23 protein-coding genes are annotated in these 23,843 nt (G+C 33.8%); 6 read left to right on the top strand and 17 right to left on the bottom strand.

Features of this window, described 5'->3' with window-relative positions; all coding sequences use genetic code 11:
• Positions 1-87 precede the first annotated feature (87 nt).
• From trpC to SD960_RS17605, 15 genes are all read right to left on the bottom strand, one after another.
• Positions 88-873, bottom strand: coding sequence for an indole-3-glycerol phosphate synthase TrpC (trpC, locus tag SD960_RS17675; RefSeq protein ID WP_318805079.1), 786 nt, complete (start codon positions 871-873; stop codon positions 88-90).
• Positions 874-958: 85 nt separating this feature from the next.
• Entirely contained in the window at positions 959-1,951 is a 993-nt protein-coding gene (gene trpD / locus SD960_RS17670; RefSeq protein ID WP_318805078.1) for an anthranilate phosphoribosyltransferase, read from the bottom strand.
• An 86-nt stretch (positions 1,952-2,037) separates the two neighbouring features.
• A complete protein-coding gene (locus tag SD960_RS17665) occupies positions 2,038-2,442 on the bottom strand; it encodes a GNAT family N-acetyltransferase (RefSeq protein ID WP_318805077.1) in 405 nt (134 codons plus the stop codon).
• Positions 2,443-2,484: 42 nt separating this feature from the next.
• Entirely contained in the window at positions 2,485-4,179 is a 1,695-nt protein-coding gene (locus tag SD960_RS17660) for a right-handed parallel beta-helix repeat-containing protein (protein WP_318805076.1), read from the bottom strand.
• Between the two features lie 118 nt (positions 4,180-4,297).
• Positions 4,298-4,864, bottom strand: coding sequence for an aminodeoxychorismate/anthranilate synthase component II (locus SD960_RS17655; RefSeq protein WP_318805075.1), 567 nt, complete (start codon positions 4,862-4,864; stop codon positions 4,298-4,300).
• A gap of 89 nt (positions 4,865-4,953) precedes the next feature.
• On the bottom strand, positions 4,954-5,397 hold the full coding sequence (locus tag SD960_RS17650; RefSeq protein ID WP_318805074.1) for a hypothetical protein: 444 nt from the start codon (positions 5,395-5,397) through the stop codon (positions 4,954-4,956).
• A 187-nt stretch (positions 5,398-5,584) separates the two neighbouring features.
• Positions 5,585-6,985, bottom strand: coding sequence for an anthranilate synthase component I family protein (locus SD960_RS17645; protein ID WP_318805073.1), 1,401 nt, complete (start codon positions 6,983-6,985; stop codon positions 5,585-5,587).
• A gap of 291 nt (positions 6,986-7,276) precedes the next feature.
• A complete protein-coding gene (locus SD960_RS17640; protein ID WP_318805072.1) occupies positions 7,277-8,551 on the bottom strand; it encodes a hypothetical protein in 1,275 nt (424 codons plus the stop codon).
• Between the two features lie 201 nt (positions 8,552-8,752).
• The gene (locus SD960_RS17635; protein WP_133524601.1) at positions 8,753-9,319 is read right to left on the bottom strand and encodes a YceI family protein; all 567 of its coding nucleotides are present in this window, start codon (positions 9,317-9,319) and stop codon (positions 8,753-8,755) included.
• 31 nt (positions 9,320-9,350) lie between these two features.
• Positions 9,351-9,983, bottom strand: a complete 633-nt coding sequence (locus tag SD960_RS17630) for an NAD(P)H-dependent oxidoreductase (protein ID WP_318805071.1) — start codon at positions 9,981-9,983, stop codon at positions 9,351-9,353.
• Positions 9,984-9,987: 4 nt separating this feature from the next.
• Positions 9,988-10,449, bottom strand: a complete 462-nt coding sequence (locus tag SD960_RS17625; protein WP_042564639.1) for a MarR family winged helix-turn-helix transcriptional regulator — start codon at positions 10,447-10,449, stop codon at positions 9,988-9,990.
• 226 nt (positions 10,450-10,675) lie between these two features.
• Complete coding sequence (locus SD960_RS17620; RefSeq protein WP_318805070.1) at positions 10,676-12,286, bottom strand: glycerol-3-phosphate dehydrogenase/oxidase; 1,611 nt, start codon at positions 12,284-12,286, stop codon at positions 10,676-10,678.
• 182 nt (positions 12,287-12,468) lie between these two features.
• Positions 12,469-12,948 (bottom strand): DUF6691 family protein, encoded by a 480-nt coding sequence (locus tag SD960_RS17615; protein ID WP_318805069.1) that lies wholly within the window; start codon positions 12,946-12,948, stop codon positions 12,469-12,471.
• Between the two features lie 27 nt (positions 12,949-12,975).
• Entirely contained in the window at positions 12,976-13,545 is a 570-nt protein-coding gene (locus SD960_RS17610) for a YeeE/YedE family protein (RefSeq protein WP_318805068.1), read from the bottom strand.
• Between the two features lie 167 nt (positions 13,546-13,712).
• Positions 13,713-15,131 carry an MBL fold metallo-hydrolase gene (locus tag SD960_RS17605; RefSeq protein ID WP_318805067.1) on the bottom strand — a complete coding sequence of 473 codons (1,419 nt, stop codon included), beginning with the start codon at positions 15,129-15,131 and terminating at the stop codon, positions 13,713-13,715.
• 281 nt (positions 15,132-15,412) lie between these two features.
• Between SD960_RS17605 and SD960_RS17600 the strand changes: the two genes are divergently transcribed.
• The 4 genes from SD960_RS17600 to SD960_RS17585 all read left to right on the top strand — a co-directional run bounded on the left by SD960_RS17600 (position 15,413) and on the right by SD960_RS17585 (position 19,583).
• Complete coding sequence (locus SD960_RS17600; RefSeq protein ID WP_318805066.1) at positions 15,413-16,006, top strand: HD domain-containing protein; 594 nt, start codon at positions 15,413-15,415, stop codon at positions 16,004-16,006.
• Positions 16,007-16,289: 283 nt separating this feature from the next.
• Positions 16,290-17,636, top strand: coding sequence for a cytochrome ubiquinol oxidase subunit I (locus SD960_RS17595; RefSeq protein ID WP_318805065.1), 1,347 nt, complete (start codon positions 16,290-16,292; stop codon positions 17,634-17,636).
• A 2-nt stretch (positions 17,637-17,638) separates the two neighbouring features.
• Positions 17,639-18,715, top strand: a complete 1,077-nt coding sequence (gene cydB / locus SD960_RS17590; RefSeq protein WP_318805064.1) for a cytochrome d ubiquinol oxidase subunit II — start codon at positions 17,639-17,641, stop codon at positions 18,713-18,715.
• A gap of 160 nt (positions 18,716-18,875) precedes the next feature.
• Entirely contained in the window at positions 18,876-19,583 is a 708-nt protein-coding gene (locus SD960_RS17585; RefSeq protein WP_318805063.1) for a hypothetical protein, read from the top strand.
• A 131-nt stretch (positions 19,584-19,714) separates the two neighbouring features.
• Here the strand turns inward: SD960_RS17585 and SD960_RS17580 are convergent, their stop codons facing one another.
• Entirely contained in the window at positions 19,715-20,500 is a 786-nt protein-coding gene (locus SD960_RS17580) for a sulfite exporter TauE/SafE family protein (RefSeq protein ID WP_318805062.1), read from the bottom strand.
• Positions 20,501-20,711: 211 nt separating this feature from the next.
• Positions 20,712-21,353: a Crp/Fnr family transcriptional regulator gene (locus SD960_RS17575; protein WP_318805061.1), complete on the bottom strand. Its 642-nt coding sequence runs from the start codon at positions 21,351-21,353 to the stop codon at positions 20,712-20,714.
• Positions 21,354-21,802: 449 nt separating this feature from the next.
• Here SD960_RS17575 and SD960_RS17570 point away from each other — a divergent pair, with 449 nt between their 5' ends.
• Both SD960_RS17570 and SD960_RS17565 read left to right on the top strand, forming a co-directional pair.
• Positions 21,803-22,114, top strand: coding sequence for a rhodanese-like domain-containing protein (locus SD960_RS17570; RefSeq protein WP_042564629.1), 312 nt, complete (start codon positions 21,803-21,805; stop codon positions 22,112-22,114).
• Positions 22,115-22,193: 79 nt separating this feature from the next.
• Positions 22,194-23,774 carry an NADP-dependent glyceraldehyde-3-phosphate dehydrogenase gene (locus tag SD960_RS17565; protein ID WP_318805060.1) on the top strand — a complete coding sequence of 527 codons (1,581 nt, stop codon included), beginning with the start codon at positions 22,194-22,196 and terminating at the stop codon, positions 23,772-23,774.
• The last annotated feature ends 69 nt before the right edge of the window (positions 23,775-23,843 follow it).

The raw sequence follows: 23,843 nt of genomic DNA, 5'->3' as shown, positions 1-23,843 counted from the left end.
CGAATTTGCTTCGCCTGTTCGCTATCGGTCGTGTCACGAATTTCCACTAATTCAATTCGTGCTAATTAGTGAAATTCGTGGCAACTTTTATAGATTTAGTTTGTCGATAAAATCTTTAGCTGCATTTCCTGCGTTATCGGTTTTCATGAAGTTTTCCCCAATTAAAAATCCGTTGTAACCGTAAGGTCTTAGTTCTGAAATGGCTTCGATAGATGAAATACCACTTTCTGAAACTTTTACGAAATCATCTGGGATTTGTGATGCCAATTGTTTACTGAAATCAAGACTAACTTCAAACGTTTTTAAGTTTCTATTATTCACACCAATCATGTCTAAACTTGGCATAATTGATTTTTCTAATTCTTCCTGATTATGAACTTCTAATAGAACCTCTAAATCTAATTTTTTCGCAAATTCAGATAGAGATTTGATTTCTTCACGAGTTAAAACCGCAGCAATCAGTAAAATCAAATCTGCTCCAAAAGCTTTGGCTTCCAGAATTTGGTATTCATCAACAATAAATTCTTTTCGCAAAAGCGGAATATTTACACTTGCTCTTGCCAAAAGTAAATCGTCTAAAGATCCTCCAAAATACTTTCCATCTGTTAAAACCGAAATTCCGAAAGCGCCCGCACTTTCATATCCTTTAACGACTTCTTCAACTGTAAAACTGTGATTGATTACTGATTTTGAAGGCGAACGACGTTTGTGTTCCGCAATAATTCCAGTAGAGCTTGTTCTCAATTTTTGACTCAAAGAAATAGTTTCTCTCCCAAAAAACACAGAACTTTCTAATTGAGAAACTGGAATAATTGATTTTTTAAGAATGACTTCTCGCTGTTTATCAAATATTATTTTATCTAAAATATTCATCTTATTTTGTTTCAGGTTTCAGGTTTCAGGTTTCACGTTCCAACTAACTTGAAACTTGAAACCTGAAACAAAAGAAACTATTTTTTTATTTACTTAATTCTTGTAATGCCTTTAATGCGTTTAGACCTTTTCCTGAGAAAAGGCTCTCCTTTGCCAATTCAAATCCTTCTAAAGTAGAACATTTTGTAACGGTTGCAATCGCCATTGCTGCATTGGCTAAAACTACATTATTTTGTGCTTCAGTTCCTTTTCCAGAAATAATGTTAGTGAACATTTCTGCCGATTCTTCTATAGTTTTTCCACCTTCTATTTCAGTTTGTGATAAAAGTCTAACACCAAAATCTTCCGGTTTTAACATCCCTTCCATGTGAGATGTTATCGTTTTGGTTGGCCCTGTTAATGAGATTTCGTCATATCCGTCAAGCGAATGCAGGATAGTGAAATTGATATCGGTATTTTGATACAAATAAGCATACATTCTTGCCAATTCTAAGTTGAAAACTCCAACCAATTGATTCTGTGGAAACGACGGATTTACCATTGGTCCCAACATATTAAAGAATGTTTTTACAGCTAATTCTTTACGGATTGGTCCAACATTTTTCATCGCCGGGTGAAATAGGGGAGCGTGCAAAACGCAAATTCCGGCTTTATCAATACATTTCTCTAAAAAGGAAGGGTCATTGCTGAATTTAATTCCCATTTTTTCCATCACGTTGCTTGAACCAGAAATAGATGAAACACCGTAATTTCCGTGTTTCGCCACTTTTATTCCCGCTCCGGCTGAAATAAATGAAGCTAAAGTTGAGATATTGAAAGTGTCTTTTCCATCACCACCTGTTCCGCATAAATCAATAGTGTTATATGCTGATAAATCAACGCGAACACATAATTCTAATAAAGCTTCACGAAAACCCGAAAGTTCATCGATCGTAATGCTTCGCATCATAAATACGGTCAAAAATGCCGAAATCTGACTTGGATTATAACTTCCGCTTGAAATATTAATCAATACATCCTTTGCTTCTTCTTTTGAAAGCACTTCGTGATTGATTAATTTATTTAATATAGTTTTCATTTTTTTTAAGTTGCTAAGATTCTAAAATACTAAGGTTCTAAGTTTTTTTAAACTGAGACTTAAAACTGAGACTGTCTACTTGTTTTTTAATGTTCATTTCCCTGATAAATCCACATGGGTTCGGTTTTTCCGGCTCTTTCAAAGCCATTTTTTTTATAAAAGTCAACTGCTTTTCCATCGGCGGTTAACATTTGCATATGAAAGTGACTGTATTTCTCCTGCATTTTATCTACAATCATTTTTCCAATTCCTTTTCCCTGATACTCTGGAAGCACCAATAAATGCGGATAATAAACTGTTAAAAATCCATCAGAAATTGCATTCCCAAGTCCTACTAATTTTTCCCCTTCCCAAGCTGTAATTAAGGTTTCTGAATTTAAAAGACCTTTATATAATTCATTTGGTTTGTTCGCCGAACTCCATTCATTTGCTTTGTATAAGATCAGAATGTCTTCGATGTTGATTTCTCGGGTTTCTGAAAGTGTTATCATTGCTTTGGGATTATTATTTCCTAACAAATTTTTAATTATGTTCTATTTTTTTATGAATTTTCCTGAGTCAATAATTGAATTTCCATTCATAACCACATATAGAAAAACGCCTTTGTTAAAATGGCTAGATACTTTCCAGAAATACGAAGATTTAGATTCATCTAATTTAATCTGATCAATATTTTTACCGTTTATATCGAAGAATTTGATGGAGTCGAATGTGTAATTTTGATTTGTTTCAAAAGATAAAAAATCAGCTGTTGGATTTGGGAAAACTTTTATTTTAGTTAATTTATTATTTGTAAATTCTCCGGTAGATAAATTCCCACCTAATTCTTTTGCTCCAATATCTACAATTGTACCATTCGATATTATTATTGATGGATCGCCAGCATTTACAGCTGGAGAATCGCTTTTTAAATGGCAAAAAGTGCTTTCTGTTTGAATAGTAGATTCAAATTCTGGGTCAACAAATATGTTGTAGTAAGCATCTGATGGCGTATTATTTTTATTTTGAGTAATTATTGGACCAACGCCTACAGGTAATACATTTCCGGTTCCGGCTGTATTATTGCTAAATAAATTATACGAAACAGACTGTGGTTTATTGGTACTTCTCGAATATATTGCATAATTTGAGTTATAAGCAATGATATTAGAATTAATAACCGGGTTTGTTATTTTATAAGCTTCATTGTCATACAAACTAATACCATCTCTATTAAATATAATTGTGTTATTTATAATGTTTGGTTTACTGTATGATACATATATTCCAGAATCATTGTTGTAGATAATGTTGCGTTCCAGAGTGTAATCAACATTCATTAATTGTACTCCATAATATAAGCAATCGTGGATAATGTTATTTTTGAATACTGACGAAGTTGCTGCCTGATATATATTTAAACCAATTATAGAGAGATTAAATATCTCATTGTTTTCAACAATAATCTTTTCTGTCGTGTCAATTGATAATCCGTATGCACAATTATATATTTTATTGTTTCTAATAGTCAAATTCGCTGAGTTTCTAATGCTTATTGCACTTTGTTCTGAATTTCTGATAATACTGTTAGAAATATCTAGATTTCCCAGAACATGTAAGATTCCTATATTATCATCATTTTTAATTTTCCCATATTCAATGATGCAATAATCCAGTTTTGACGTTCCATAAATGGCAATCTGATTCCAATCTTTTTTGGTTGGTGACGAACTGTTTGATGTAAACTTGATATAATTATTTGCTGAACCATTTGCTAAAAGTGTTCCATTTACAATCAAGGAATAATAGCCGTCAAATTTTATTTCTACACCTTCTTCAATTGTTAAAGTTTGACCTGTAGGTACCACAATATTACCAGTAACGCGATAAGTATTTCCTTTTGTCCATGTCCCATTTACATTTCCATTTACCAAAACCAGATTATTAGATGATAAGGTTACATCGTCTAACTTCATAGTTCCATTGATGAAAATATTTAATAACTCATAAGCCAGATATCCATTTTTTTGATACTTTATATTATAAACTCCATTAGCAATATTAGCAGAATAACTTCCATTAGTTTGCGATGTAACTTCTGCAAGAACCGCACTTGGTGATACTGGTGTAAATGTAATGGTACAGTTTTCTGAATTTGCTGTATTGTCTAAAAATACATTTCCGGTTACGTCTGCAGCAAATGTATAAGTTGAGATTAGAATAAATAATATTAGTAATTTTCTTTTCATTTTTGATTTTTTAAATGTTAGTTAAGTATAGTTTGGAATTTCACAAGGATTAATTCATATTATTGTTTTTATTAATCCTTGTGAGAATAATATATTTTTCTTCGAATTTAGTTATAAACTAACTCTTAATCCAATTCTCCAATATCAATTTTCCTTTTGGTGTCAACACACTTTCCGGATGAAACTGAACACCTCTTACGTCAAAGGTTTTGTGTCTTAGTGACATAATTTGCCCATTTTCGTCAATTGAAGTTGCTTCAAGAACGTCTGGTAAATTAGCGTCTACAACCCATGAATGGTATCTTCCGACTTCGAATTCGTTTCCTAAACCTTCAAACAAAATTTCATCAGAAACTACTGTTTTTACATTCGTTGCAACACCGTGATATACTTTGTCAAGGTTTGAAAGCGTTCCGCCAAAAACTTCTCCAATTGCTTGTTGACCCAAACAAACACCAAGAATGCTTTTTGTTGGGGCATATTTTGCAATTACAGCTTTTAATAAACCCGCTTCATCCGGAATTCCGGGTCCTGGTGAAAGTAGAATTTTATCGAAAGTTGCGATTTCGTCAATCTCAAACTCATCGTTTCTGTAAACAGTAACTTCGCAGTTTAAATCTTCCAGATAATGCACTAAATTATAAGTGAAACTATCGTAATTGTCTATAACTAATATTTTTTTCATTTTTTTTAAGGTTCTAAGTTGCTAAGGTTCTGAGGTTTTAAGTTTCAACAACTTGAAACTTGAAACAAAGAAAACTTGAAACTAAATTTTTACTTTTCTCGAATGTATTTTTCAGTAATAATGCGGTCGATGCCTAATTTTTCTATTTTTTCTATTCCTTTTTGAGTTAATGTATCATTTTTGATTTTAACTACAAACTCAAATTTTCCATTTTCCCATTGGCGGTTATTGAAATATTCCAGATTTTCGGTGTATACACTATCTTTTAAAGTATATTTCCCGCCTCCGCCAAAGAATACTGCTGCTGTGCTGTCTTTTCCATTATTTAAATCATGATTGAAAAAAGCAAAATGAGTGTCATTTATAATTTTAATCATTTTTGTTTTTGGATTGAAAGTCGAGAAAGTCGAATCTTTTTCTGTGGTTTCAGCTGATATCAAACGCCATGTTCCTTTAATTGGATTTTCTTTCTTTTCCGAATTACAAGCTGTTATGCTAATGATTAAAAATAAAATTGAAATTGCTTTTTTCATGATTATTGATGGTTTGTTAATTGTTTCAGGTTACTAATCTTTGTCTCCAAGGGTTGAAACCGTTGGCTATGTTATATACGATTCCTTTTATAACGCTTTTCAAACATTGCCCGAGGTTTCAACCTCGGGGAGAAATCGCTGATCATTCTGTGTCACTGTGACTGGGACTGAAAACTGCGACTGTTTACTATATCTTCTCCGCCATTTCAAGCGCTGTATTCAAAGCTCTTAATTTGTTATAAACTTCCTGCATTTCGCTTTCCTCATCTGAACTTGCTACAATTCCGGCTCCGGCCTGACAATGCAATTGATGGTTTTTACTAAGGAAAGTTCTAATCATAATCGCGTGATTAAAGTTTCCGTTAAAATCCATGAAACCAATTGCACCTCCATAGAAATTACGATTTGTTTTTTCGTAATCTTCAATCAATTGCATCGCTCTGTGTTTTGGCGCTCCGCTTAAAGTTCCGGCTGGGAAAGTATCTGCAACAACTTGCATTGTTGTGGCTTTATCGTGCAGATGCCCTGTTACTTTTGAAACCAAGTGGATTACATGCGAGAAAAACTGAACTTCTCTGTATTTTTCAACATTTACATCATGACCATTTCTGCTTAAATCATTTCTGGCTAAATCAACCAACATCACATGTTCGCTGTTTTCTTTTTTATCTTCTGATAGTTCTTTGGCTAAAAGTGCATCGCGTTCATCATTTCCGGTTCTTTTAAAAGTTCCTGCGATAGGGTGAATTTCGGCTTTTCTGTTTTTTACGATAATTTGTGCTTCGGGCGAAGACCCAAATATTTTAAAATCTCCATAATCAAAAAAGAATAAATAAGGAGATGGATTTATACTGCGCAAAGCTCTGTAAACATTGAATTCATCGCCTTTAAAACCTTGTGTAAAACGACGAGATAAAACCAATTGAAATACATCACCGCGGAAACAATGTTTTTTTGCTAAAGCCACATTATGCTTGAATTCTTCATCGGTTAAGTTAGAGAAACCTTCTCCTTCTTTAGAGAATTTATAGGATGCTATATTTCGTGATTGAAGCAATTGCTCAATTTCCGAAATGTTGTTTTTGCCATCAACACTGTGACAAAAAATGTAAGCTTCATTTTTAAAGTGATTAATAGCAATTATGTTTTGATAAACGGCGTAAAATACATCCGGAATTAATGTTGCCGTATCTTTTTTAGCAATAGAAACTTTTTCAAAATAACGAACAGCATCGTAAGAAATGTATCCGAATAATCCGTTATTGATGAATTTAAAATCGTTTTTTTCTGATTGAAACTGACTTGAAAATTCCTGAATTACTTCTGGAATATTAGTCATTGCATCAATTGAAATTTTTTCAGTAGTTCCGTCAGGAAACGTTTTTGAAATTGTTTCGTTTTCGATTTTAATCGTCGCAATGGGATTGCAGCAGATATAAGAGAAGCTGTTATCGTTTCCATGATAATCACTACTTTCCAATAATAAACTATTAGGAAATTTATCTCTTATTTTAAAATAAATACTTACCGGCGTAATCGTGTCTGCCAGAATTTGTTTGTAGTGTGTGTTGAGTATAAAAGGTTTCAAAGTATGTTGTTTTTAATTTTAATTTATTTCATTTGAGTTTCGACCAAAAAAAAGGCTTGTCGTGATGACAAGCCTTTTATATTTATAGTTTACAATACCATAGGAAGCTTTGTTCACGACGATTGACGTAAATTCTTCCACCACCAAATATTGTTCATTGTTGTTTTCATATCTTATTTTGATAACGCAAATATATAAATGTAATTTGGATTAGAATACATAAAATTTGAAAAAAACTTTTCTAAATCTGGAAATTTGTTAAATTTTGCCAGATAAGATGGTTTTAATTCCTTAGTTTCCAATTGCAATAGTGTTGTTTTGGTTTACTCTAAAATCTGGACTTCCTTTGATATTGGGCGTTGTAAATAAATCAATGTTTCTAATTTTAGTAAAATCCAAAGCAAATTGTGGTTTGCTGTAATAATTTTTAATTCCCGCGTCATTACTGCTTGATTCACTTATAATTTCGCCCTGGCAATTATTTACAATTACATTTTTGAAGTTGATTTTAGATAAATTGGCATCTCCATTTCCTATATTTCCTTCCAATATAACAAAAGACATAAAACCGGATACGATACTATTTGTTAAATTAAAAAATGTATTTTCTTTTATATGAATAGATTCTCTTACCAATCCCTGATTATTTTCTTCCAGATTAACAAGTGTAATGTTTGAGGCGTTTATTTTAGTCAATTTATTGATGTCTGTATTTTCGATTTTATCATAAGAGTCAATTTCAAAACATCTTGAACCTGAAATATCTGATGAAAACGGATGGCGAATAGCAATGCTGTTGCTAATATTAATTTGCGCTCCCTGTGTAAAATCAAAATCATCATCAGTTGTTCTGTAAGAAACTAAATTGTTCATATCTAAATTTCCTCCATAACATTCAAATGAATCGTCGTTTGAAAAACTAATTTGGATGTTACTTAAAACTGTCTTTTTTCCGACAGCGGCTAATGAAAGTCCGTTAAGCTCTTTCAAAGCACTTAACTTTCTTCCTGAATATTCGATTCTAACATACTTTAAAATTCCGGAATTGTCTTCGGTATCCTGACCGCCATAATGATTTAATAAAGGATCAAGATCAAAAGGTAAAGTGTGCAATCCTCCAAGGCTATTTATTGGAGCTTTTCCCATAATAATAATTCCGCCCCAGTCCCCAGGTTTTCTATCCAAAACATCTTTGTTTGATGTAAAAATAATAGGATCGGTTTCTAAACCTTCTGCCATTATTTTGCAGCCATTAGTTATTACTAATGTTCCGCAGCTTTTGTCATCTCCGCGAATTACAGTTCCGGGTTCAATGGTTAAAACAGCATTGTTGGTTACATAAACAGTACCAACCAATTGATAAGTGTTTCGTTTGTATAATTTTGTGTCTTTGTCAATTGTTCCTGCAATAATATTGCTAGCTTCGTTATATTCTGTGTTGGCTGGTTTAAAATTAGTCCAGTTGTTCATCCAGTTTGTGGTGCCAACAATTCCCCTTTGTTGTTGTGCCTGTAGAAAAAAACTGCTTAGAATACTTAGAATTGCAATACTGATTTTTGTTTTCATAACTATAATTTGGATTTCTAGTTTTTGATTTTTTTAAGTACTCCAAAATTAAATGCCGTATGTTAATCAAAACATTGCGTGTTGTTATGAAAGGGTTATTTAAGTGTTAAGAACGTTATTATTGTGAAAAGTATAAAAAAGAAACCCCAAAAGCCTAAACTTTTGGGGTTTTCTAATTTTTGAATTAGTAAGTCTAAAATATTAGAATTTTAAAGCTACAGTTAATTCGAAATCGTCATTGATAGTTTTGTCTCCTAAGTTTTCGAAGAAGTTACCAGAGTTGTATTTTATATCATATTTAGTTCTGTCAACTTTAAATGCAGTTGTAGCAGTGTTTCCAGCTACAGTGATGTCAAAAGTTACAGGTTTAGTGATTCCTTTGATAGTTAAATCAGCAGTTACAGTATAAACGTCAGTTGCTTTAGCTCCGATAGTTTTGAAAACTAATTTTGCAGTTGGAAATTTGTCAGTTCCAAAGAAATCGTCAGCTTTTAAGTGACCATTCAATTTTCCTTGGTATTCTCCAGTTAAATCAGTTGCAGTTAAAGAAGTCATATCAACAGTGAAACTACCACCAGTTAATTTTTTTCCTTTGAAAACTACAGCTCCGTCTTTAAAGTTTACAGTTCCAGAGTGCTCTCCGGTTACTTTTTTACCTACCCATTTGATAGTAGATGCTTTAACGTCGATTTTTTTAGTTTGAGCATTTACTGAAATACTAGCCGCTGCTACGAATAATGCTATTGCAATTGTTTTTAAATTTTTCATTTTGTTAAAATTGATTTTGGATTAATAATAATTATATAGTGATAAATAATTCTTCGTGAGATTTTCTAACTTTTTTGTAGTGCTGAGCGTCGTCCTCATCATGTCTGTAACCTACAGTTGCAATAACTGAAGCGTTTAAGCCTAATTTATCGAAACCTAGAATTTCGTTAAATGCAGCTGCATTGAAACCTTCCATTGGCGTTGCATCGATTTTTAATTCGGCAGCAGCAGCTAATAAAGTTCCTAAAGCGATATAAGTTTGTTTTGCTGTCCAGATGTTTTTATTCTCTTGTGATAAGTTTGAGATCACACCATTCATCATATCTGCAAATCCGCCTAAAGCTTCAGTAGGAACACCTCTTGTTTCGCTTATGTTTTTGATATAAGCTGCTACAGATTCTGGTCCTGCATTTAAATCATTTGCAAAAATGAATAATTGAGATGCATCTGTAATTTGAGTTTGCCCATAAGCGGCAGCTTTTAATTGCTCTCTTAATTCAGGGTTTTCTACGATAACAACTTTGTATGGTTGTAATCCGTATGAAGAAGCAGCTAATCTAACAGCTTCTTTTAAGGTATTTAAATCTGCATCTGAGATTTTTTTTGTTGCATCAAACTTTTTTGTTGCATATCTCCAGTTCAAATTTTCTAATAATGTGCTCATAATATTAATTTTGTTGGGTTCGGTATTTTTCTAATAATCGATTTAATAATTCTAATTCTTCCGGACTTATATTTCTGGCAAATGAACGCTCGTGTTCATCTACTTTCGGATCTAATTCTTTTAAAACATCTAGTCCTTTTTGAGTAATTGATACTTCAATCTTTCTTCTATTGCCAGGACAAACATTTCTTGTAACATAATCTTTTAGTAACAGTTTGTCTACCAGTCTCGTTGTGTTGCTAGTTTTAGCAAGCATTCGTTCCTGGATCACACACATGTTAGCAGGATTACCTTTTTGTCCTCTCAATATACGTAGCACATTATATTGTTCTCCGGATAAATCATACGGTTTCATCAACTCGCTGAAATGATCCTGAATCACGTTTTGCGTGTACATGATATTCAGAATAACTTTTTTCGCATTATCCATCTTAACTGTACTTTTAATAACCTCTTCAATTGTCATAGTCGTAAGTGTATAATTTGTATATACAAATGTATAACTTTTAATAGTTGTATATACAAGTGTTGTGTTAATTTTTTGTTAATTCAAATTAACACCTATCATAACTTTATAAAGCCTATAGAATTAGTATAAAAGTAAGGCAAAATTTTGATTAGATGTATGATTTGCTGATAATAAAATGTTCCCTATAATTTTTATATTGAAATTGATTTAAAATAGGAGTGTACTAAGCAGGCTTTTTGTCCTTATTAAGAAAGGCTTGTTGGAATTCAGGCAACAAAAAACCTTTAGAAATTTCTTTAAAGTTTAAAATTTCTTTATTAATCCAGGCTTCATTATGTCCGATTTCTTTAGCCAATATTCGCGCTACTTTTTCTGAAGATTCAATTGCAGCTCTGGCATCTAAAAATAATAAGCGAACACGTCTTGCTAAAATATCATCAACCGTTCTGGCCATTTCATGTCGAATAGCCCAAACAACTTCTGCCATTGTAAATTCGTGATCGGGATGTAATTTCTCTTTTAATCCGGGTTCGTTTTCTTGTAATTCAATTATTTTTGGGATATCCGAACCGTAGATATATAAGTGATTTTTTCTATCTAAAGCAGAAGTATCCTTATTTCCATGAATAGAAAGAAACTCCGTATTACAATCCTTTTTAGGAAGTTTACCTGTCTTGATTGCTTTGTTTATAATGTCCTCAGCAATTTTTCTGTAAGTCGTCCATTTTCCTCCGGTAATCGTAATCAAGCCTGTTTCTGAAACAATAATTTTATGACTTCTGGAAACTTCTTTGGTACTTTTTCCTTCTTCCTCCGGAGCTGCCAAAGGACGTAAACCGGCAAAGACAGATAAAACATCTGCTCTGGTTGGTTTTTTTGATAGAAAACGCTGAGCAGTCTGCAATACAAATTCAATTTCACTTTCGAGGGCGATCGGTTCTAAACTGTGTTTCCTTATTAATGTATCAGTAGTTCCCACCACAATGTAATTATGCCAGGGAACTGCAAATAAAACTCTTCCATCACTTGTTTTAGGAATCATCAAAGCGTGTTCGCCCGGCAGAAAAGATTTGTCAAATACGAGATGAATACCCTGACTGGGAACAATATATTTTTTATAAACTTTGTCATTCAATTTCATTATAGCATTTGTAAAAACGCCAGTTGCATTAATGATCGCAGCTCCTTTTATCTCGTATCTGTCACCTGTTTCATGATCAATTGCTTCAACTCCGATAATTTGGTTTTTATCGTCTTTTAATAAGTTTATGACTTTGGAATAATTTAAAAGGCAAGCTCCTTTTTCAATAGCAGTTTGTGCGAGATTAATAGCCAAACGCGAATCATCAAATTGCCCGTCATGGTAAATAACTCCGCTCACCAAGCCTTTTCTTTCAACAGCAGGCAGCATTTCGATTGTTTTTTTCTTTGAGATATATTTTGAACTGCCAAAACTTAAACGCCCTGATAATAAATCATAGATTTTCAATCCGAAGGTGTAAAACCAGCCGCCCCACCAATTATAATTTGGAATTACAAAAGATTGATTTTTGACTAAATGAGTTGCGTTTTTTGCCAGCAACCCTCTTTCTTTCAGCGCTTCTCTTACCAAATGAATATCTCCCTGTTCCAGATAACGCACACCGCCATGAAAAAGTTTGGTACTTCTGCTGGAAGTTCCTTTTGCAAAATCTACAGCTTCAAGCAAAATAGTTTTGTATCCTCTGCTTGCTGCATCAAGAGCTGTTCCCAGGCCGCTTGCCCCGCCACCTATTATAATAACGTCCCACTTTTCAGTGTTTTTTAATATTGATAACTGTTCTGAACGTTTCATATTTATGTTTGTTTTGGCGGGTATTATTTTTAACAAACATAACTAAAGAAAATGAAACCAAGCGTGTTTTTAAAATTTGTCTGTTAATAGATTTAAAAAGTGCTTTTAAGGAAAGCTATTAAAAAGTAAACCCGACAGATTTTAAAAATCTGTCGGGTTTGATATTTTAAATCGAAAAAAAATTAGTGAGGCAGTTTATCTTTTATCAAACCATAAAACCAGGTTCCCAAAATGGCACTTAATAAAGTAACCACAATTACAGTTACCCCGGTACCAATTTGCGCAAATAATGGGCCGGGACAAGCTCCAGTAATCGCCCATCCAAAACCAAACATCAATCCGCCATAAATTTGTCCCTTACTGAAAGTTTTAGGCTGAATTTCTATTTTTTCTCCCTGAATGGTTTTAATATTGAATCTTTTGATTATTTGAACAGAGATTATTCCAACCACAACGGCACTTCCAATTACACCATACATAAAGAAAGATTGCAATTGAAACATTTCCTGAATACGAAACCAACTAATGATCTCTGCTTTTACGAATACAATTCCGAAAAAGATTCCAACCAAAAGATATTTAAAGTTTCCGAAACCCGAATCTTTAAGTTGACTTCCGTTGATTCCTTCTGTATCTGCATTTTTATTTTCTAAATTATTCATTTTTGAAATTTTAAAGTGAAAGAATTCTTAAAGCGCAAGAATGTAAGGCAAAATCAAATTTGCCATGATAAAACCGCCAATCATAAAACAGATTGTCGCCACTAATGAAGGCCATTGCAAGTTTGAAATTCCCATAATCGCATGACCGCTCGTACAGCCGCCCGCATAACGCGTTCCGAAACCAACTAAAAATCCACCAACGACAATCATGATAAATCCACGAAGTGTAAATAAACTTTCCCAGGAAAAAAGCTCTTTTGGTAATAAACCAGAATGATCAGTGATTCCGTAAGAGGCTAATTGCTCTGAAAGCTGCGGTGTAATTTCAACCTGATTTGGATTTGATAGAAAATAAGCCGCTATGATTCCACCAAGAAAAATTCCGAAAACGAAAAATAAATTCCAGCTTTCTTTTTTCCAATCATATTTAAAAAAGGAAATATTCGCAGGAATACAAGCTGCACAAATATGACGCAGCGAAGAACTAATCCCGAAAGATTTATTTCCGATAATCAACAATATAGGAACAGTCAGCCCAATCAACGGACCCGCAACATACCAAGGCCACGGTTCTCTTAAAATTTCTAGTAGGTTCATATTTTTTTAAAATTAGATTTTTTTTTACCATATAAGTGATATAAGCAATTATAAGCTGGAGTTTTAATCGTGTTGAACTTATATGAGTTCATATAAGTTACCAGCTTAAAGTTTAAACGCACCGTAATTAAATGAACTTATATAACTTATATGGTGAAAAAATATGTTTATGCTTTCAAAATCTTACTCTGGCAAACGAAATCTGATTTTGGAATATTTGTTTTTGCAATGGCTCCAAAACCTCCGTCAATTTCGGTAAAGTTTCTAAAACCGCGGGCTTGCAAAATCGAAGCGGCGATCATACTGCGATATCCGCCCGCGCAATGCAAATAAAAATGCTCATTTGGGTTAATATCTTTTACCCAGTCATTGATGTAAGCAAGCGGTTTACTATAAGCATCTTCTATATGTTCTGCTTCGTATTCCGTTTCTTTACGAACATCAATAATTTTATCTTCTTTAATATTGAATTTATCCGCAAATTGTTCAGCCGAAATTCGGTTCACCGTATCCACTTCAAAACCTGCTTTTTCCCAAGCTTCAAAGCCACCTTCAAGATGTCCAATAATTGTATCAAAACCTACGCGGCTTAAACGTGTTACGGTTTCTTCTTCAAGGCCATTTTCGGTAACTAATACAATAGGTTGTTTTACATCAGCAACTAAAGTTCCAACCCACGGCGCAAAATCACCATTGATTCCAATATTAATAGATTGCGGAATAAATCCTTTGTAGAAATCAGCACTTTTTCGGGTATCCAAAATCAATGCTCCGGTTTCTTCGGCAACAGCCTCAAATTCTTCAGCTTTAATGGCTTTCATTCCGTTGTGTAAAACTGTTTCAAAGCTCTCATAACCACCTTTATTCATCGCCACATTCATGCTGAAATAGGCTGGCGGAGGCAATAATCCGTCCGTAACTTCTTCAATAAATTCTGCTTCGGTCATATTAGCACGCAAAGCATAATTGGTCGCTTTTTGATTCCCAATTGTCGAAACCGTTTCTTTACTCATATTTTTTCCACAAGCGCTTCCTGCACCATGCGCAGGATAAACGATTACATCATCGGCCAAAGTCATAATTTTATCTCTAAGGGAATGAAATAAAATTCCAGCCAGTTGGTCTTGTGTCATTCCAGCCGCTTTTTGAGCCAAATCAGGACGGCCAACATCACCAATAAATAAAGTGTCTCCAGAGAAAATAGCGTGATCTTTTCCGTTTGCATCAACCAGTAAATAAGTGGTGCTTTCCATAGTATGTCCCGGAGTATGCAAGGCTTTTATGGTAATATCCCCAATTTTAAATTCTTGCCCATCTTTTGCAGAAATGCAGTCAAATTCACAAGCCGCATTTGGCCCGTAAACAATTGGTGCTCCGGTTTCTTTACTTAAATCGATATGGCCCGAAACGAAATCAGCGTGAAAATGCGTTTCAAAAATATATTTCAATTTTACCTGATCGCGCTCTAAACGATCCAAATAAGGTTGGATTTCTCTAAGTGGGTCGATAATAGCTGCTTCTCCGTTTGAGGTAATATAATATGCACCTTGTGCTAAACATCCGGTGTAGATTTGTTCTATTTTCATGATATGTATTGTAAAATAAGGGAATACAAAGGTAACTTAGTTTTTATTTAAAATGAGTGACTAATGTTACACAAATTTGATTTTTGTGTAAAAAAGATGGAAAGATTCAGCAGATAAGTTATATAAGTAGATTAAGTTAGAAACTAAATCTATACAAACCAAAATTAAACTTATAAGATTTAAATTTAAGCTTATTTATTACGCACCAAACTAAATTGAACTTATATACCTTATATGTAGAAAAAAAATCTACGTAATTTTACATTTCGACACTAAATATTATGAATACAGAAGATCTATTAAATCAAATTGCTTTTATAAAAGAGATTGATAAAGTAAAATATATTCAGCGAAAAACGAAACTATTCAATAGCGACCGAAATGAAAATGATGCAGAACACAGCTGGCATTTGGCCTTGATGGCGATTGTTCTGGCAGAACATTCAGATGAACCAATTGATGTTTTGAAAGTAGTAAAAATGGTTTTGATTCACGATATTGTCGAAATTGATTCTGGTGATATTTTTATATACGATTCTGAAAAAAATCATTGCAATACAGATGAAGAACGATTGGCTGCGAATCGAATTTTTGGTTTACTACCAAAGAAACAAGCCGAGGAATTAATCGCCATTTGGGAAGAATTTGAAGCCGGAGAAACCAACGAAGCCAAGTTTGCAAAAGCGATGGACAGATTAGAGCCGTTATTGCAAAATACATCAAATAACGGAGGAACCTGGAAAGAATTCGGTGTTAACTATAAAAAAGTCTGCGAAAAAAAGAGCGTCATCAAAGAAGGTTCCAAAACATTATGGAACTACGCCGAAGGTTTAATAAACGAAAGCGTTATAAAAGGAATTTTGAAAAATGATTAAAACATAGCCTGCGGTTTCAACCGCGGGTAAACGATAGGGAATTACGCCGAAGGTTTAATAAACGAAAGCGTTGCAAAAGGAATTTTGAAAGATGATTAAACATAGCCCGCGGTTTCAACCGAGGGGAAACGTATGATGATTTTGCATGAGTTCCCGCGGTTGAAACCGCGGGCAATGTTTTGTTGAAAAGTTTAACAAATGCCACTCAATAAACTTTTTTTTAAGGACAACATTTCGGGTTTTAATGGGTAAATTTGTGGGACTTCATAAACAAATACCACTCATGGAAGAAATGCTTTTTTATGACCGAATGCAATTTGCCTTCACAATTACCTTTCACTATCTTTTTCCGCAACTTACAATGGGTCTTTCGCTGATCATTGTTTATTTTAAATGGAAATACCTTAAAACCAAAAACGAACAATACAATCACGCCACGCATTTCTGGATGAAAATTTTTGCCCTGAATTTTGCAATGGGCGTTGTAACGGGAATTCCGATGGAGTTTCAGTTTGGAACCAATTGGGCAAAATTCTCTGAATTAACCGGCGGAATTATTGGTCAGACCTTGGCGATGGAAGGTATGTTTTCCTTCTTTTTAGAATCTTCTTTTCTGGGAATATTTTTATTTGGAGAAAAACTCCTCGGACATAAATGGCATTTTGTAACCGGAGTGCTAATTATGATTGGTTCCTGGGCGAGTGGCTATTTAATTATTGCCACACATTCGTGGATGCAAAATCCGGTTGGATATGAAATTTTGGAAAACGGAAGATTTGTGCTTACGAATTTCAAAGCCTTGTTTCTCAATCCGTGGTTGTGGCCATCATATTTACACAATCAGGCAGCTTCTTTGGTAACGAGTTCTTTTGTTGTGGCCGGAATAGGTGCTTTTTATATTTTGAGTCAGAAGAATGTTTCTTTTGGAAGATTATTTTTAAAAACCGGAGTGATTTTCGGATTGATTTCGAGTATTATTGTAGCGGTTCCAACGGGAGATTTACTGGCTAAAAATGTCGTAAAACACCAACCCGTAACTTTTGCCGCTATGGAAGGAATTTTTCATACCGAGAAAAAAGGTTCGGAAATTGTTTTAATCGGACAGCCCGATGTAAAAGACAAAAAACTCGACAATAAAATCGCGGTTCCTAATATTTTAAGTTTCCTTACTTATGGAAATTGGGATCAGGAAATCAAAGGTTTAGATCAGTTTGAAGAAGATTTACATCCAACTAATATTTCGGGATTGTATTATGCCTATCATATTATGGTTGGGCTGGGAACTATTTTTATTGGATTACTGGTTTTAGCCCTTTTTCAGTTAATTAGAGGAAAACTATACCAAACCAAATGGATTTTATGGTCACTCATGTTCATGATGCCGTTTCCGTATATCGCCAATACAACAGGCTGGTATACAGCAGAATTAGGAAGACAACCGTGGCTTGTTTATAATTTACTGCGAACTGCCGAAGGTGCATCGCCAACCGTTTCATCAGGAAATACCTTGTTTACTTTATTAGGTTTTATCGGGTTGTATCTTTTACTCGGAATGCTGTTTTTGCTTTTAATTGGAAAAATTATCAATAAAGGACCGCATCATGTGGAACTTTCAACAGAAAAAATATAAGTATGGAATTTTTTTGGTACGTAGTTTTAATGGGAATTTTGGCCGTTTATATTGTACTGGACGGTTATGATTTTGGAGCAGGAATTATACATTTATTTTTTGCTAAAACAGAAAAAGATAAAAAAGCAATCACGAATTCAATCGGTCCGTTTTGGGATGCCAATGAAGTTTGGCTGATCGCTGCCGGGGGAGTTTTATTTTTTGCTTTCCCCACTTTATACGCTTCTTCTTTCAGCGGATTTTATTTGCCTTTAATCATGATTTTATGGTTGTTGATTTTCCGCGCCATTGGTTTAGAAATGCGCGGGCAGGTACATCACCCAATGTGGGAAGCCATTTGGGATAAGGCTTTCGGAATCGCGAGTTTACTTTTGGCACTTTTCTTCGGAATTGCTTTGGGAAATATTGTTCGCGGCGTCAATCTCGGAATGGTACAAAACGGAGTTTCAACACAAGAACCGCATTTTTTCTTTTTGCCTTTGTGGAATCCAACATTTAGTCCGCAGGCAAATGAATTGGGAATTATAGATTGGTTTACGCTTTTCCTGGGAATCGTAAGTGTTGTCGCTTTAATGATTCACGGTGCCAATTGGATTATTTTTAAAACCAATTCCGATTTGAATCCACAGCTTAAAAATATGGTTTTCAGACTAAATATCGGTTTATTGGTTTTGGTTTGTATATCGCTGCAAATCTGGCATTTCATCGAACCGGAACCGTTTCATAATTTTATTGAAACACCAATTCTTTGGTTTTTTCCTGTAATGGCTTTTGTTGGTATTTTAGGGTTGTTCAAAGTACGTTCCTTCAAAAAAGACGGTCACGCCTTTATATTTTCTTCCTTGTTTTTAGTCGGCGGATTTGCTTCAACAGCTGTTTCAATTTTCCCGAATGTTTTGCCTTCAACAAATAAAGTAAATCCATCGTTAACGATTTATAATACTGCAGCAGGAGAATACGGTTTAAACGCCGGACTAAGCTGGTTTTTTGTCGCTTTGTTTTTGGTGATTATTTATTTTATTATTCAATATCGCGTTTTTAGCGGGAAGATGGATGATATTGGGTATGGGGAGCATTGATTATAACTTCATTGAGTATCAATAAAAAAAGAGCCACTAAAAAGTGGCTCTTTGCATTTCTTAAACTTAATTACGTTACTCAGAGGTAAGAGGCTTTATCAAGTATCATGATGCAAATATAAGAAATCTTTTTATATTTACAATCAAATAATTCTTACAAATGCGATTTCAAAAAGTTCAATTATATCTTTCCTCTTCACGAATTGACAGATACAAGATAAGTACGGGAAACAGATTAACAAAATCGGTTAAATTATATAAGGCAAACTTAAAAATATCCCAATCTTTTCATCCAATTTTAGGCATATTAGAAGTTGTATTGAGAAATAAAATAAATATAATTTTGTCTGGGTATTTTGTAGATCCTGATTGGATAATTAATCAAAAAACTGGATTTATGATTGATTCTTCATTAACATACCGAGATCGTCGTACAGGAAGAATAGTAACAAATGATTATCTAAAAACGTCCATTGAAAAATCGGAGAATAGATTTAGAAGAATTAGAATTCCTGCAACCACCGGCAAAATAATTGCCGATCAAACTTTAGGATTTTGGACAAATTTATTTGAATTATCCCATTACAGAATTTTACGTGGAAGGCCAATACAAATTTTTAATCATCTGCCCTCTGGTATTGGTAGAATTCAGGTATGTGATAGATTGAATAAAATTAGAGAGTTTAGAAATCGAATTAATCATAATGAGCCAATTTGTTTTAATGAGAATAATATTGACTTCACTTATGTAGAAGATGTTTATAATTCAATTATCGAAATAATAACTTGGATAGATCCTGAATTAATAATTTGGATTAACGATATGGATTCTGTAATGATTAAAATTAATAATGCTAAACGCATATAACTAATATAGCGGATAGCCCGCCGAATGAACCGCCCAAAAAATACAAATCTGCAATTCCTGAAATAAACGGATTTTTTTAGTTCATCTTTGTCAAAGTTTAAAACTTTGACAAAGATTACTCTACAAGTAAACTAAAATAAAACCTCTTTTGTAATAATATAAAACCCCATTACCAAAACAAACCAGCCAAAAATAGGTTTCAGTTTTGTTCCGTCGATTTTTTTAGAAAGCTGGCTTCCAATTATCATTCCGAGAAGTGCCATTGCAGAAACGCCTAATAAAAAAGGATAATTTATGGGAGTTCCGATGTATAAATCGCCTCCAAAACCAATGGATGAATTTATTGTTATGATTAATAGTGAAGTTCCAACGGCTTGTTTCATAGGTAAATTGGCAAAAAAGAGCAGGGCAGGAATTATCAAAAATCCGCCGCCGGCGCCAAGAAATCCGGTGATGATTCCGACAACAAAACCTATTATGCTTAATTGAATGTAATTTGTTTCGGTGCCTTTTATTTCGGGTTTGTTTTTTCGAATCATTGATATTGCCGCTGTAATCATCAATACTGAAAAGATAATCATAATCAGAAAATCTTTGGAAACAGAATACGAAGCAATCGAAAAAAGTGTGGAAGCAATCTGCGGAAAAATAACTTCGCGAATAATCAGAATCGAAATCACAGAAGGAATAGCAAAATACAAAGCCGATTTTAGTTTGAGATTTCCCATTTTGTAATGACTGTAACTGCCAAACATTGCGGTTAATCCAACAATAAATAAGGAATAAGAAGTGGCTTGTTCCGGATTTACTTTAAACAAATACACCAAAATCGGAATCGTTAATATAGATCCGCCACCGCCAATTAAGCCAAGCGAAATTCCGATAATGATAGAAGCAAAATAGCCTAAATATTCCATTGCATTTGTTTTTATGCAAAGGTGCTTTGTTAATTAGAAATGTACAGTAACATTTATCACATAAGTAAATATGAACATAAAAATATTTTTTCCCATTAAGATATGAAGACAATTAAGTTTTACTTTTTTATCTTAATCTTTAACGAAGATAATTAAGCAGCTAATCTTAATTTTTCTTAATCTCTTAATGGTTAGAAAAAAAAACTTAGTGTTAATTCGTGAAATTCGTGTTTAATAATTCAATTTGGTTGCGGTTAAGTTTTACCAAACCACGTTGTTCCATTTTTTTGAGTAATCGGGAAACAACTTCGCGTGAAGTATTTAATTCAGTCGCTATTTCCTGATGAGATAATTTTACTTCAGAACAGCCACAGGCATCGGAATGTCTTTTTAGGTAGAATTCTAAACGCTCGTCCATAGATCTGAATGCGATATTATCGACAACTTCTAAGACTTCTTCAAAACGGCTTCTATAAGTTTCAATTACAAATTCGTACCATGTTCTGTGTTCCATCATCCATTTGTCCATCATTTGCAGCGGAATCATCATGACCGAAACATCTTCGACAACTTTTGCCATAATCTGACTTTTTTCGCTTTTGGCGGTACAAATCATTGAAATTGCGCATGCTTGTCCAGGCTGTAGATAATACATTAAAAATTCGCCGCCATCTTCGCCTTCACGATAAATTTTGATTTTTCCTTTGGTGATTAAGACCGTGTTTTTAATGTATTGTCCGGTACGCATTAAAATGGTGCCTGCTTCAAAATCTTGGGCGCTTCCATTTTCTTCAATAGTAGCAATAAGTTCATTGGAGAAATTAGGAAATATGTTTTGTAATGAATTTTGCATGTATTTGGTTTTTTTTTTGCCACGAATTCACGAACCAACAAGAATTAATTAGTGAAAATTAGTGTGATTCGTGGCGAACAATGTTAATCATTTTAATTTTTTAATTTGTGGCAAAAAAGCTTTATCACTAATTTATTCGTGAAAATTTGTGCAATTAGTGGCAAACTTTTTTTATCAAATTAAGATTAAAGAACATAATATTATACAAAGATAGCAGATTGAAACGTTATTAATTGTCAGAAAACTATTTTTAAGATGTATTTTAGGTAAATGAAAAAATCCTATTTTCCATCGATTTTATAGACTATATTTTTAAAAATAGTGAGTAAATTTGTGTTTCACTGATTATTATACTTTCTCTAAAACGTTTTCTGAGAATAATAATCGAAATCGCATTTGGCACGTTTTTAATTAATAGAAACGTCGTAATTTTACAAAAAAGACATATTATGAATTTATCACAAGAAGATTGGGTTAATCAGCTTGCTGCTGACGAGAATGCAGTTATACTGGACGTAAGAACTGAAGACGAATTTAATGACGGTTATATCGAAAATGCCGTAAATATTGATATCAATAAAGGTCAGGGATTTATTTATGAAATCGAAGAACTTGACAAAAATAAAAATTACTATGTGTATTGCCGTTCTGGAGCAAGAAGTGCCAAAGCATGCCAGGTTATGAATGAGTTAGGGATACAAAATGCCTATAACCTGCTTGGCGGAATCCTGGACTGGGAAGGTGAAACTATAAACCCATAAAAGACAAGAAGAGGCATAAAAAGCCTCTTTTTTCTTTTGAAATTGCTATTAATAACCAAACTATAAAAATTACCAGATTATGAGTTTTATACCCGAAGAATATCAGATTAAAACACTAATAAATCAAGACACTTATCTTGTAAATGGAGAATTGAAACAATGGACAGGACAAACAACTCCTGTTTTTTCGACGATTTCTTCTACAGAAAAATACTCGCCAACATTATTAGGATCAATCCCTTTTATGGGAGAAAAAGAAGCGGCAGAAGTAGTTGAGGCTGCCAATGGCGCATATCACAAAGGTCAGGGCTTATGGCCAACGATGAAAGTCGCTGACCGAATTAAATGCATGGAGAATTTCGTAAGACAAATGAAGGATACCCGCGAAGAAGTGGTGAAACTTTTGATGTGGGAAATTGGAAAAAACCTTGGCGATTCGCAAAAAGAATTCGACAGAACCGTAGAATATATTCAGGATACGATTGATAGTTATAAGGAACTGAACGGACGTAGTTCGCATTTTGAAAAAGTACAAGGTGTAAATGCTATGATTCGCCGCGGACCTCTTGGTGTTGTTTTATGCCTTGGACCCTATAATTATCCTCTTAATGAAACTTTTTCGTTATTGATTCCGGCTTTGATTATGGGAAATACTGTAATCTTTAAACCGGCAAAACATGGTGTTTTATGTATTTCACCATTATTGCACGCTTTTAGAAGCAGTTTTCCAAAAGGCGTAATCAATATTGTTTATGGTAGAGGCCGTGAAATTGCTTCCCCAATCATGAAGTCAGGAAAAATTGATGTTTTGGCATTAATCGGAAACAGTAAATCAGCGATTGCTTTGCAGGATCAGCACCCTAACAAAAACAGATTACGTTTGATTTTAGGTTTAGAAGCCAAAAACCCGGCGATTGTTTTGCCAGATGCCGATTTAGATTTGGCAATTCAGGAATGTATTGCAGGTTCTTTATCTTTTAACGGACAGCGTTGTACGGCTTTAAAAGTATTATACGTTCACGAATCTATTGCAGAAGAATTTAACAGACGTTTTTCTGAAAAAGTAGATTCTCTTGTATTTGGAAACCCGTGGGATAAAAATGCTTCGTTGACTCCGCTTCCTGAAACAGATAAACCGGCTTATATTCAGGGACTAATTGATGATGCAACTTCTAAAGGAGCAAAAATCCTGAATGAAAAAGGTGGAAAACATACCGAAAATTATATTTTTCCGGCAGTTTTATTTCCGGTAAATAAAGAAATGAGAGTTTATCACGAAGAACAATTTGGACCAGTAGTGCCAATTATTTCTTTTAAACATATTGATGAACCTCTGGATGATATGGCCGAATCAAATTACGGACAACAAGTAAGTTTGTTTGGAAAAGATATTAAAACTTTGGCTCCGCTTATTGATTCTTTAGTGAATTTAGTGTGCAGAGTAAACCTGAACAGTTCTTGCCAAAGAGGTCCGGATGCTTTCCCTTTTACAGGTCGTAAAGATTCTGCCGTAGGAACTTTAAGTATTCCGGATGCATTGCGTTCATTCTCAATTCGTACGTTTGTAGCTTCAAAAGATATCGCTTACAACAATGAAATTTTGCAGGAATTGCTAAACAGCAAAGAATCGAATTTTATTAATACCGATTATATTTTGTAGTGATCAAGGTTATATATTAAATTGTAGATGCCGTCTTTTTCTTTTTGAATTAGGCGGTTTTTTTGTTTA

It is taken from the genome of Flavobacterium sp. MMLR14_040 (genome assembly GCF_033657265.1).
In the GTDB taxonomy this organism is placed as follows: domain Bacteria; phylum Bacteroidota; class Bacteroidia; order Flavobacteriales; family Flavobacteriaceae; genus Flavobacterium.
This window is presented reverse-complemented; position numbering and strand designations above follow the sequence as displayed.

Coding starts and splice junctions, on each gene's coding strand:
- trpC (WP_318805079.1), bottom strand. CDS start 873: ATGAATATTTTAGATAAAATAATATTTGATAAACAGCGAGAAGTCATT.
- trpD (WP_318805078.1), bottom strand. CDS start 1,951: ATGAAAACTATATTAAATAAATTAATCAATCACGAAGTGCTTTCAAAA.
- SD960_RS17665 (WP_318805077.1), bottom strand. CDS start 2,442: ATGATAACACTTTCAGAAACCCGAGAAATCAACATCGAAGACATTCTG.
- SD960_RS17660 (WP_318805076.1), bottom strand. CDS start 4,179: ATGAAAAGAAAATTACTAATATTATTTATTCTAATCTCAACTTATACA.
- SD960_RS17655 (WP_318805075.1), bottom strand. CDS start 4,864: ATGAAAAAAATATTAGTTATAGACAATTACGATAGTTTCACTTATAAT.
- SD960_RS17650 (WP_318805074.1), bottom strand. CDS start 5,397: ATGAAAAAAGCAATTTCAATTTTATTTTTAATCATTAGCATAACAGCT.
- SD960_RS17640 (WP_318805072.1), bottom strand. CDS start 8,551: ATGAAAACAAAAATCAGTATTGCAATTCTAAGTATTCTAAGCAGTTTT.
- SD960_RS17635 (WP_133524601.1), bottom strand. CDS start 9,319: ATGAAAAATTTAAAAACAATTGCAATAGCATTATTCGTAGCAGCGGCT.
- SD960_RS17630 (WP_318805071.1), bottom strand. CDS start 9,983: ATGAGCACATTATTAGAAAATTTGAACTGGAGATATGCAACAAAAAAG.
- SD960_RS17625 (WP_042564639.1), bottom strand. CDS start 10,449: ATGACAATTGAAGAGGTTATTAAAAGTACAGTTAAGATGGATAATGCG.
- SD960_RS17620 (WP_318805070.1), bottom strand. CDS start 12,286: ATGAAACGTTCAGAACAGTTATCAATATTAAAAAACACTGAAAAGTGG.
- SD960_RS17615 (WP_318805069.1), bottom strand. CDS start 12,948: ATGAATAATTTAGAAAATAAAAATGCAGATACAGAAGGAATCAACGGA.
- SD960_RS17610 (WP_318805068.1), bottom strand. CDS start 13,545: ATGAACCTACTAGAAATTTTAAGAGAACCGTGGCCTTGGTATGTTGCG.
- SD960_RS17605 (WP_318805067.1), bottom strand. CDS start 15,131: ATGAAAATAGAACAAATCTACACCGGATGTTTAGCACAAGGTGCATAT.
- SD960_RS17600 (WP_318805066.1), top strand. CDS start 15,413: ATGAATACAGAAGATCTATTAAATCAAATTGCTTTTATAAAAGAGATT.
- SD960_RS17595 (WP_318805065.1), top strand. CDS start 16,290: ATGGAAGAAATGCTTTTTTATGACCGAATGCAATTTGCCTTCACAATT.
- cydB (WP_318805064.1), top strand. CDS start 17,639: ATGGAATTTTTTTGGTACGTAGTTTTAATGGGAATTTTGGCCGTTTAT.
- SD960_RS17585 (WP_318805063.1), top strand. CDS start 18,876: ATGCGATTTCAAAAAGTTCAATTATATCTTTCCTCTTCACGAATTGAC.
- SD960_RS17580 (WP_318805062.1), bottom strand. CDS start 20,500: ATGGAATATTTAGGCTATTTTGCTTCTATCATTATCGGAATTTCGCTT.
- SD960_RS17575 (WP_318805061.1), bottom strand. CDS start 21,353: ATGCAAAATTCATTACAAAACATATTTCCTAATTTCTCCAATGAACTT.
- SD960_RS17570 (WP_042564629.1), top strand. CDS start 21,803: ATGAATTTATCACAAGAAGATTGGGTTAATCAGCTTGCTGCTGACGAG.
- SD960_RS17565 (WP_318805060.1), top strand. CDS start 22,194: ATGAGTTTTATACCCGAAGAATATCAGATTAAAACACTAATAAATCAA.